Source organism: Candidatus Streptomyces philanthi (assembly GCF_059553635.1).
The window spans coordinates 1-11,312 of record NZ_JCANQV010000194.1 but is presented as its reverse complement, the minus strand read 5'-3'; the positions used below and the strand labels follow the sequence as shown (position 1 = coordinate 11,312).

5 protein-coding genes are annotated in these 11,312 nt (G+C 73.9%); 4 read left to right on the top strand and 1 reads right to left on the bottom strand.

Features of this window, described 5'->3' with window-relative positions:
* Positions 1–107 precede the first annotated feature (107 nt).
* Complete coding sequence (moeZ, locus tag AC51EU_RS20815; protein ID WP_496268522.1) at positions 108–1,286, top strand: adenylyltransferase/sulfurtransferase MoeZ; 1,179 nt, start codon at positions 108–110, stop codon at positions 1,284–1,286.
* A gap of 70 nt (positions 1,287–1,356) precedes the next feature.
* On the opposite strand, the gene AC51EU_RS20810 is transcribed toward moeZ, so the two are convergent.
* The gene (locus AC51EU_RS20810) at positions 1,357–4,329 is read right to left on the bottom strand and encodes a lysylphosphatidylglycerol synthase transmembrane domain-containing protein (protein ID WP_496268521.1); all 2,973 of its coding nucleotides are present in this window, start codon (positions 4,327–4,329) and stop codon (positions 1,357–1,359) included.
* Between the two features lie 273 nt (positions 4,330–4,602).
* Here AC51EU_RS20810 and AC51EU_RS20805 point away from each other — a divergent pair, with 273 nt between their 5' ends.
* The 3 genes from AC51EU_RS20805 to AC51EU_RS20795 all read left to right on the top strand — a co-directional run.
* Positions 4,603–5,010: an MGMT family protein gene (locus AC51EU_RS20805; RefSeq protein WP_496268520.1), complete on the top strand. Its 408-nt coding sequence runs from the start codon at positions 4,603–4,605 to the stop codon at positions 5,008–5,010.
* A 167-nt stretch (positions 5,011–5,177) separates the two neighbouring features.
* Complete coding sequence (locus AC51EU_RS20800; protein WP_496268519.1) at positions 5,178–8,783, top strand: ATP-dependent helicase; 3,606 nt, start codon at positions 5,178–5,180, stop codon at positions 8,781–8,783.
* On the top strand, positions 8,780–11,312 hold a 2,533-nt coding region (locus AC51EU_RS20795), incomplete at its 3' end, for an ATP-dependent helicase (RefSeq protein ID WP_496268518.1). The genes AC51EU_RS20800 and AC51EU_RS20795, both read left to right, overlap by 4 nt.

Genomic DNA, 11,312 nt, shown 5'->3' with positions numbered 1-11,312 from the left:
CGGACCGGACCTGGTGTCTCGGAATGAAGAAAGCCGTGGCAGTGTTACGAACGATGCACCCCGCGCCCGCGGGGACGGTTCCGCAGATACCGAGCAACGGAGTTCCCGTGTCGCTGCCACCCCTGGTCGAGCCCGCTTCGGAGCTCACCGTCGACGAGGTCCGCAGGTACTCCCGCCACCTGATCATCCCCGACGTCGGGATGGACGGGCAGAAGCGGCTGAAGAACGCCAAGGTGCTGTGCGTCGGCGCCGGCGGCCTGGGGTCCCCCGCCCTCATGTACCTCGCCGCGGCCGGCGTCGGCACCCTGGGCATCGTGGAGTTCGACGAGGTCGACGAGTCCAACCTCCAGCGCCAGGTCATCCACAGCCAGGCCGACATCGGCCGCTCCAAGGCGGAGTCCGCCAAGGACACGGTGCTGGGCATCAACCCCTACGTCACCGTCAACCTCCACCAGGAGCGCCTGGACTCCTCCAACGTCCTGGAGATCTTCGGGCAGTACGACCTCATCGTCGACGGCACCGACAACTTCGCCACCCGCTACCTCGTCAACGACGCCTGCGTCCTGCTGAACAAGCCCTACGTCTGGGGCTCGATCTACCGCTTCGACGGCCAGGCATCGGTGTTCTGGAGCGAGCACGGCCCCTGCTACCGCTGCCTGTACCCGGAGCCCCCGCCCCCCGGCATGGTGCCCTCCTGCGCCGAGGGCGGCGTCCTCGGCGTGCTGTGCGCCTCCGTCGGCTCCATCCAGGTCACCGAGGCCATCAAGCTGCTGGCCGGCGTCGGCGACCCGCTCGTCGGCCGGCTGATGATCTACGACGCGCTGGAGATGACCTACCGCCAGGTCAAGGTCCGCAAGGACCCGGGCTGCGCGGTCTGCGGCGAGAACCCCACCGTCACCGAACTGATCGACTACGAGGCGTTCTGCGGCGTCGTCTCCGAGGAGGCCCAGGAGGCCGCCGCCGGCTCGACGATCACTCCCCAGCAGCTCAAGGAGTGGATCGACGGCGACGAGAAGATCGAGATCATCGACGTCCGGGAGCCCAACGAGTACGAGATCGTCTCGATCCCCGGCGCCCGCCTGGTCCCCAAGAACGAGTTCCTGATGGGCACCGCCCTCCAGGACCTCCCGCAGGACCGCAAGATCGTCCTGCACTGCAAGACCGGCGTCCGCTCCGCCGAGGTCCTCGCCGTCCTCAAGTCCGCGGGCTTCGCCGACGCCGTCCACGTCGGCGGCGGCGTCATCGGCTGGGTCCACCAGATCGAGCCGCACAAGCCCGTCTACTGATCACCCACGACATACGGAAGGCGCCGTCCCGCTCCCCGGCGGGCCGGCGCCTTCGACGTTCCCGGACCGCTCAGATCTGGCCCTTGCGCTGGAGATACGTGAACGCCAGCCAGCCAGGCAGCACCGGCAGCCAGAACACCATCAGCCGGAACAGCAGCACCGCGGGGAAGGCGATGTCCGCCTGGAGCCCGGCCAGCGTCAGCGCGGTGATCAGCGCGCCCTCGACCGCGCCCACACCACCCGGGGTGGGCGCCGCCGACCCCAGCGCGTTGCCCGCCAGGAACGCCACCGCGATCGTCGCGTAGGTGACCTGGTCGCCACCGCCGAGCGCCCGGATCGACGCGTCCAGGCACATCACGTTCGCGCCCGTCAGCAGCACCATCCCGCCGATACCGGTGATCAGCTTCCGCGGCCGCTGGAGGATGTCCAGCATCCGCGGCACCACCCCGGCGAACAACGACCGCACCCGCGTCACCACGAACTTCCGCAGCGCCGGCACCGCCGTCACCACCAGCGCCAGCACCGCCGCCGTCAGCAGACCCGCGATCACCGTCCGCGACGGCGCCAACTGCTCGCCCGTGCTCTGCGTCCCCGTCAGATAGCCGAACGTCAGCAGCAACAGGACATGACTGCCCAGCCCGAACAGCTGGGACGCGCCGACACTCGCCACCGCGTGCCCCGGCCGCACCCCCGCACGCTGGAGGAACCGCGTGTTCAGCGCGACACCGCCGACCGCCGCCGGCGCCACCAGCTTCACGAAGTCCCCCGCGACCTGCGCCAGCACCGTCCGCCAGAACGACACCTTCTCCGTCACGAACCCCAGCAGGCTCATCGCCGCCGCGAGGTAGGTGAACAGCGAGAAGAACAACGCCACCAGCACCCACACCCACTGCGCCCGGCTGATCACCTCACCCAGATCGAAGTGGGTCAGCTGGGACAACAGCAGATACGCGGCGAACGCCCCCGCGATCCAACTGATCAGAATCCGCGGACTCAGCCGCTCCAACCGGGCCGGCTCGATCACCGCCGTCGGCCGCACCAGCAGCACCTGCCGCCGGATCTGCGAGAGCAGATCCTCCTCCCGCGCCTCCTCCGACGCCTCGTACAACGCCCGCTTCTCGGCACTCTTCTCCGCGCTGCGCATCGCCCGCAGCGCCTTGCGGTCCTTCGGACCGGCCGCCGCCAGCGCCTCCCGGGCCTCCTTCGCCGCCTGCGACGCCGCCAGCACCGCCTCCCGCTCCCGCGCGGCACGCTCCCGCGCCAGCTGCCGCAGCGTCGCCCGCGTCGTCCGGCTCAACGCGATCGGCTGGAGCAGCGGCAGACTGTCGGCCACCGCGTCCGGGCCCAGCACCTCCACCGCCGCCGCGACCGCGCGCTCCGCGCCGACCCGCAGCCCGAACGTCGTCAGCAACTGGGCGATGTCCATCAGCAGCACCAGATCGCCCGCCGCGATCTCCCCGCCCCGCAGCTCCGTCAGCACCACATCGCCGGAACGATCCACCAGCAGCGCGTCCCCCACCAGCCTGCGGTGCGCGATCCGCCGCGACTGCAACGCCTCCACCTGCCGCCACGCACTGTGCATCAGCGCGTCGGTGATCTCCTCGTCCGCCAGCCTGTCCAGCCGCCGCCCGCCGATGTGCTCGTACACCAGCATCACCGCGTCCGGACCCAGCTCCGACGTCGCGATCAGCTTCGGGGCACTCGCCCCCGCCGCGATCGCCGCGTACGCCAGCAGCGCCTCCTGCTCCAGCGCCTGCCGCAGCGACTGGAGACTGCGCCGCTGGTTGATGCCGCGCAGCGACAGCCGCCGCCACACCCGGTAGAAGAACCCCTGCGCCTGCTGCTCCCGGTCGACGACGGTCACATCGATCGGCGGGCCGTCCTCCAGCGTGACGAGATAACGGCGGCCCCGGTCGGAATGCTCGGGATGATCAGGATTGGTCAGGTCCTCGGCGCGCAGCGCGCTCACCGGGTGGAAACCGACCCGCCGCAGACCGGCGAGCAGATGCTGACCCGTGGGGCGCACATTCGGCGAGCCGACCGCGTAGAGCGTGCCGAACGCCACCGTCCAGCCGATCAGCACCGTCGTGATGATCGCGAACGGGGTGGAGTAGTTGCCGACCAGCACCGCGAACGCTTCCATCAGCAGCACGCACCACATCGCGATCCGCCAGCGCGGCCGCCGCGACATCCCCACCGCCGTCATGTACGCGATGACCGGCGCGAGGTAACTGTGCACCGGCGCGGACAGGGAACCGTTCGCCAGAGGCTGCATCAGCGCCTCCCGCGTCGACTGCGGCGCCGCCTGTGCCACCCACAGATCCGTCGCCAGCGACACCCCGTGCGCCAGCACCGCCGCCAGCACACCGTCCGCGATCCGCAGCCCGTCCCGCTTGATCAGCCGCTCCACCGCGAACACCACCGGCACGATCAGCACCAGGATGCTCGACGCCAGACCCGTGAAGTTGATCAGCAGCCGCGGGACCTGGCCCGCGCTCTCACCGATGTCGTTCTTCAGACCCTCGGTCGTGCCCTGCGCGAACGTCGCCAGCGCCACCACCAGCGCGATCCCCGCGATACCCAGCAGCAGCCGCAGCAGATCGGACGGACGGTGCACCCGCGCGGGCAGCAACGGCTCATCACCCGACACCCGGTCCACATGGAACTCGGCGCCCACGAACTCCTCGCCCTCGTGCGCCGCGCGGTGCGACCCCGTCCGGGGCACACCACGGCCCTCACCGGCCGCCGCGGACACTCCCTCCGGCCGCTCGGGCCGGGTGTGCTCCGCGTCCGGCTGCCGCCCGGCGCGCGGCGTGTGCTCCCGCCGCCGGCGCGTGTGCTGCCGCCCCTGCTCGTCGTACCGCTCGCTGTGCGCGGGCGCTGGGGGCCCTTCCGGCCTCTTAGACGCCTCGGGTCGTTCGGCCTTCTTGATCGTGCTCGCCTTTTCGGTCGCGGAGGCCGTGGCCGGCTTCCGTTGCTGCTTCCCCCGTGGTGCCTCACGCCGCCGGTACCCGCGCCGACTGCGCGGGGCGGCACCCGGCATGGGGCCCTCGGGTGCGCCGCCCTCCGGCGGAGGCGCCGCGCCCTGCTGCCCGGACCTTCCTTCCTGCTCGCGTATCACCGGTCACCGCCCACGATGGTGGCACGGCCGGGCCGCGGCGGAGGGCATCAGGGTGCATTTCGACGACCCGGGAAGCGGAACACCCGCCGCCGGACGGGACCCGGCCCGCTCCCTTCCCATCATCCCCGCCCCGCCCGCCGACGCGTCCCCGCGACCGGCACACCGTTGTCGGCGGCATACGGCAGGATGGACCGAATGAGTGGGACCGGAGCAGCGGCAGACCACCCGACCGGGGCCGACGGCGCGGGAGAACTGCCCGCGGACGCGGAACGGGTCCTCGACGTCGTCGAGCTGATCCCGCCCGGCCGCGTGATGACCTACGGCGACATCGCCGAATGGCTCGACGAGGACGACACCGGCCGACGCCTGGGACCCCGGCAGGTCGGACGCGTCATGGCGCTGTACGGCGCCGCCGTGCCCTGGTGGCGCGTGGTGCGCGCCGACGGCGCACTGCTGCCCGGCAGCGAACGGCGCGCCCTCGCGCACTACCGCGAGGAGGGCACCCCCCTCCGGGACGCCTCCCGCACCGGCCAGGGCTCCCTGCCCCGCCTCGACATGCGCCGCGCCCGCTGGGACGGCCACGGACCCACGGCGCACCCCTGACCCGGCGCACGCCCCCCGGCGGCCGGCCTTCCCGCCACGGGGCCCGTCCGGCGTAAGGTCGGCCACTGCGGCCACCACCGCGACGGCCCCCGGCACACCGGAGGCCACCCGGCACGGCCTCACCGACCGCACCACGAACAGCACCTCCCCCAGGACCGGCGAACCACGTGAGTTCCTCCTTCTCGGACATCCCGCCGCAGCGGCCGCAGCCGTCCACGGCCCGGCGGGACACCCCCGGGACATACCGGCTGGTACGCACCGCGCCGGGCCCCGCGGACCCTCCTGCCTTGGACGCCGACCAGCGCGCCGTGGTTGACCACCGGCACGGCCCCCTCCTCGTCCTCGCCGGACCCGGCACCGGCAAGACCACCACCCTCGTCGAGTCCGTCGCCCACCGCATCCGCACCGGCGCCGACCCCGCACGCCTCCTCGTCCTCACCTTCAGCCGCAAGGCCGCCACCGCCCTCCGCGACCGGCTCGCCGCCCGCCTCGGCGGCGGCGCCCTGCCCCAGGCCACCACCTTCCACTCCTTCTGCTACGCCCTGGTCCGCGCCCACCAGGACGCCGACCTCTTCGCCGACCCGCTGCGCCTGCTCTCCGGCCCCGAACAGGACCTCGTCGTCCGCGAGCTGCTCGCCGGCCAGGCCGACCTCGCCGGCGCCGGACGCGACCGCGCCGCCTGGCCCGACGACCTCCGCGCCTGCCTGACCACCCGCGGCTTCGCCGACGAGGTCCGCGCCGTCCTCGCCCGCAGCCGCGAACTCGGCCTCGGCCCCGACGCCCTCGCCGCCTTCGCCCGCCGCACCGGCCGCCCCGACTGGGGCGCCGCCGCCGCCTTCCTCGCCGAATACCTCGACGTCCTCGACGCCCAGGGCGTCCTCGACTACGCCGAACTCGTCCACCGCGCCGTCCTGCTCACCCGGCGCCCCGAAACCGCCGCCCGGCTCGCCAACGCCTACGACGCCGTCTACGTCGACGAGTACCAGGACACCGACGCCGCCCAGGTCCGCCTGCTGCGGGCACTCGCCGGCACCCCCGGCCGCACCCTCGTCGCCTTCGGCGACCCCGACCAGTCCATCTACGCCTTCCGCGGCTCCGACCTCAACGGCATCCTCGACTTCCCCACGACCTTCCCCCGTGACGACGGCAGCCCCGCCCCGGTCACCGTCCTGCGCACCAACAGGCGCGCCCGCACCACCGTCCTGGACGCCACCCGGCAGCTCACCCGGCGCATGCCCCTCACCCGCCTCCCGGCCCGCACCGTCCGCGCCCACCGCGAACCCACCGCCGTACACGACGGCGGCCGCGTCGACGTCTTCACCTACCCGACACCCGGCACCGAACTCGACAACATCGCCGACATCCTGCGCCGCGCCCACCTGGAGGACCAGGTGCCCTGGAGCGAGATGGCCGTCCTCGTACGCGCCGGCGCACGCTCCATACCCGGCGTCCGCCGCGCCCTGACCTCCGCCGGCGTCCCCCTCGACATCGACGGCGACGACCTGCCCCTCCGCCACGAACCCGCCGTCGCCCCCCTGCTCACGGCCCTGCGCACAGCGGCACGGGCCGCGCTGGCGGGGGAGGGCACGGGCCGGGGCGAGGGGGACGGTGACGGGCAGGAGGACGGTGTTTCCGGGGGCGGTGCGGGGCCTGCGGGGGAGTCCGGCGGTTCTCCGGAGGGGGGTACGCCGGGCGACGTCCCCGGAGTGGGGGCCGCGGGGCAGCCCGACGGCTCCTCGGAGGGCGATACGCCGGGCGACATCCCCGGTGCGGAGCCGACGGGAGAGTCCGACGGCTCCCCGGAGAACGGCACCCCCGGAGCGGCCCCTGGGGGACAGCCCGACAACCCCCCGGCAACCGCCCCGCCGCAGAACGCCCCCGAGGACCACACCCCCGCCCTCGACGCCGAAACCGCCCTCACCCTGCTCTCCTCCCCCCTCGGCGGCATGGACCCCGCCGACCTGCGGCGCCTCGGCCGCGCCCTGCGCGAGGAGGAACGGGCCGCCGGAGTCACCACCCCCCGCCCCTCCGACCAGCTCATCGCCCGCGCCCTCGCCGAACCCGAGCGCCTGACCACCCACGACCCGGCGTACGCCCGCGGCGCGCAGACCCTCGGCGCGCTGCTGCGCACCGCCCGCGACCTGCTCGCCTCCGGAGGCACCGCCGAACAGGCCCTGTGGGAACTGTGGAACGGCACCACCTGGCCGCAGCGCCTGGAGCGCGCCGCCCGCCGCGGCGGCGCCGCCGGCCGCAACGCCGACCGCGACCTCGACGCCGTCGTCGCCCTCTTCGAGACCGCCGCCCGCGCCGAGGAACGCACCGGCGGCCGCGGCGCCCTCAACTTCCTGGAGGAACTCGACGCCCAGGACATCGCCGCCGACACCCTCACCCCCCGCACCACCCGCCCCGACGCCGTCCGCCTGATGACCGCCCACCGCGCCAAGGGCCTCGAATGGCGCCTCGTCGTCGTCGCCGGCGTCCAGGAAGGGCTCTGGCCCGACCTGCGCCGCCGCGGCTCCCTCCTGGAGGCCGACCGCATCGGCCGCGACGGCCTCGCCGAACCCCTGCCCCAGGCCGCCCTCCTCGCCGAGGAACGCCGCCTCTTCTACGTCGCCGCCACCCGCGCCCGCGACCGCCTCGTCGTCACCGCCGTCAAGGCCGCGGCCGACGACGGCGACCAGCCCTCCCGCTTCCTCACCGAACTCGGCGTCACCCCCCAGGACGTCACCGGACGCCCCCGCCGCCCCCTGTCCGTCGCCGCCCTCGTCGCCGAACTCCGCGCCACCACCGTCGACCTCGCCGCGAGCCCCGCCCTCCGCGACGCCGCCGCCCGCCGCCTCGCCCGCCTCGCCGCCCTGGAGGGCGACGACCACACCGCCCTCGTCCCCGCCGCCCACCCCGACACCTGGTGGGGCCTGCACGAACCCACCCACAGCACCGTCCCCCTCCGCGACCGCGACCGGCCCGTCACCCTCTCCGGCAGCGCCCTCGACCAGCTCGCCCGCACCTGCGCCCTCCAGTGGTTCCTCGGCCGCGAGGTCAAGGCCGAACCCCCCGCCACCGCCGCCCAGGGCTTCGGCAACGTCGTCCACGTCCTCGCCGACGAGGTCGCCTCCGGCCGCACCCCCGCCGACCTCGCCGTCCTGCGCGAACGCCTCGACTCCGTCTGGGACGCCCTCGCCTTCGACGCCCCCTGGAAGTCCCGCCAGGAGAAGGAGAACGCCCGCGCCGCCCTGGAACGCTTCCTCCACTGGCACGTCAAGGAACGCGACCTCCACCACCGCGACCCCGTCGCCACCGAAGCGGAATTCGACGTCACCCTCGAAGCCGGCGGCCACCAGGTCCGCATCCGCGGCAGCATCGACCACGTACGCCGCGACACCGACGGCCGCGCCTACGTCGTCGACTTCAAGACCGGCCGCACCAAACCCACCGGCCCCGAGGTCGACCGCCACCCCCAGCTCGCCGTCTACCAGCTCGCCGTCCGCGAAGGCGCCCTCGACGACGCGTTCGCCGGACAGCGCCCCGACAGCGGCGGCGCCCGCCTCGTCCACCTCCGCCTCGGCGCCCCCCGCAAGGACGGCGGCGACACCCTGCCCGCCGAACAGACCCAGCAGCCCCTCGACGGCGCCTGGATCGGCGACCTCCTCGCCACCGCCGCCGGACGCGTCCTCGACGAACGCTTCACCCCCACCACCGGCCCCCACTGCACCCACTGCGCCTTCCGCGCCGCCTGCAGCGCCCGCCCCGAAGGACGCCACATCGTCGAATGACCGCGACCGCGATGTCAGCGGCTCCGGTTACGGTTTCCGGTGTGACCGCGCCCCTGACCGACCCCGAACAGCTCAAGGAGCTGCTCGGCATCCCCTTCACCCCGGAACAGACCGCCTGCATCACCGCGCCGCCCGCCCCGCAGGTCATCGTCGCCGGAGCCGGCTCCGGCAAGACCACGGTCATGGCCGCCCGCGTCGTCTGGCTGGTCGGCACCGGACAGGTCGCCCCGGAACAGGTCCTCGGCCTGACCTTCACCAACAAGGCCGCCGGCGAACTCGCCGAACGCGTCCGCACAGCCCTCCTCGCCGCCGGCGCCACCACCCCCGCCGACCTCCCCGGCCCTGACGAGCCCCCCGGCGAACCCCGCATCTCCACCTACCACGCCTTCGCCGGCCAGCTCCTCAAGGACCACGGCCTGCGCATCGGCCTCGAACCGGGCGCCCGCCTCCTCGCCGACGCCACCCGCTTCCAGCTCGCCGCCCGCGTCCTGCGCGCCGCCCCCGGCCCCTACCCCGCCCTCACCACCTCCCTCCCCACCCTCGTCGAGGACCTCCTCGCCCTCGACGCGGAACTCGCCGAACACCTCGTCGACCCCGACACCCTCCGCACCCACGACCACACCCTCCTCACCACCCTCGGCGACACCCCCCTCACCAACGCCGACCTGCGGAAAGTCCCCGACACCACCCGCGCCCGCCTCGAACTCACCGACCTCGTCACCGCCTACCGAGGCGAAAAACGCCGCCGCGAACTCCTCGACTTCGGCGACCAGATCGCCCTCTCCGCCACCCTCGCCACCACCCGCCCCGACGTCGGCCGCATCCTTCGCGACACCTACCGCGTCGTCCTCCTCGACGAATACCAGGACACCTCCGTCGCCCAGCGCCTCCTCCTCTCCGGCCTCTTCGGCACCGGCACCGGCCACCCCGTCACCGCCGTCGGCGACCCCTGCCAGGCCATCTACGGCTGGCGCGGCGCCTCCGTCGCCAACCTCGACGACTTCCCCACCCACTTCCCCCACGCCGACGGCACCCCCGCCCGCCGCTTCGCCCTCAGCGAGAACCGCCGCAGCGGCGGCCGCCTCCTCGACCTCGCCAACACCCTCGCCGCCCCCCTCCGCACCCGCCACGAAGGCGTCGAGGCCCTCCGCCCCGCCCCCGGCGCCGAACGCGACGGCACCGTACGCTGCGCCCTCCTCCCCACCCACGCCGAAGAACTCACCTGGCTCGCCGACCACCTCGCCCACCTCGTGAACACCGGCACCCCACCCGGCGAGATCGCCGTCCTCTGCCGCACCGCCGCCGACTTCCCCCGCATCCAGGGCGAACTCGTCGCCCGCGACCTCCCCGTCGAGGTCGTCGGCCTCTCCGGCCTCCTCCACCTCCCCGAGATCGCCGACCTCGTCGCCGTCTGCGAAGTCCTCCAGGACCCCACCGCCAACGCCGCCCTCGTCCGCCTCCTCATCGGCCCCCGCTGGCGCATCGGCCCCCGCGACCTCGCCCTCCTCGGCCGCCGCGCCCGCACCCTCGTCCACCACCCCGACACCACCGACGACCCCCACCAGCGCCTCGCCCGCGCCGTCGAAAGCACCGACCCCGCCGAAACCCTCTCCCTCGCCGACGCCCTCGACACCTTCCTCGACCCCCGCACACCCGACGACGGCCTCCCCTTCTCCCCCCAGGCCCGCCGGCGCTTCGCCCACCTCGCCGGAGAACTCCGCGACCTGCGCCGCTCCCTCGGCGACCCCCTCATGGACGTCCTCCACCGCGTCCTCGCCACCACCGGCCTCGACGTCGAACTCTCCGCCTCCCCCCACGCCCTCGCCGCCCGCCGCCGCGAAACCCTCGGCACCTTCCTCGACATCGCCGCCGGATTCGCCGCCAAACAAGGCGGCGCCGCCCTCGACGGCGACGCCACCCTCCTCTCCTTCCTCGGCTTCCTCCGCACCGCCGCCCGCCACGAAAAGGGCCTCGACAGCTCCCTCCCCGGTGGCGGCAACACCATCAAGGTCCTCACCGCCCACAAGTCCAAGGGCCTCGAATGGGACGTCGTCGCCGTCCCCGGCCTCGTCACCCGCCAGTTCCCCAGCGAACAGGCCCGCGACTCCTGGCTCACCCAGGCCAAGGTCCTGCCCCACGCCCTGCGCGGCGACGCCGCCACCCTCCCCGACGTCGACGAATGGACCGCCCGCGGCCTCAAGACCTTCAAGGAGGCGATGAAGGACCACCAGAAGACCGAGGAACTCCGCCTCGGCTACGTCACCTTCACCCGCCCCCGCACCCTCCTCCTCGGCTCAGGACACTGGTGGGGCCCCGACCAGAAACGCCCCCGCGGCCCCTCCGCCTTCCTCGAAGCACTCCGCACCCACTGCGAGGCCGGCCACGGAGAGATCGACACCTGGGCCGACGCCCCCGAGGACGGCGCCGAGAACCCCGCCCTCGCCGAGGCCACCACCGAACGGGCATGGCCCCTGCCCCTCGACCCCACCGCCACCGCCCGCCGCCGGCAGGCGCCCGCCACCGTCCGCG

Excerpts from the sequence above, each read along its gene's own strand:
- AC51EU_RS20810 (WP_496268521.1), bottom strand. The coding sequence starts at position 4,329 with ATGCCGGGTGCCGCCCCGCGCAGTCGGCGCGGGTACCGGCGGCGTGAG.
- AC51EU_RS20805 (WP_496268520.1), top strand. The coding sequence starts at position 4,603 with ATGAGTGGGACCGGAGCAGCGGCAGACCACCCGACCGGGGCCGACGGC.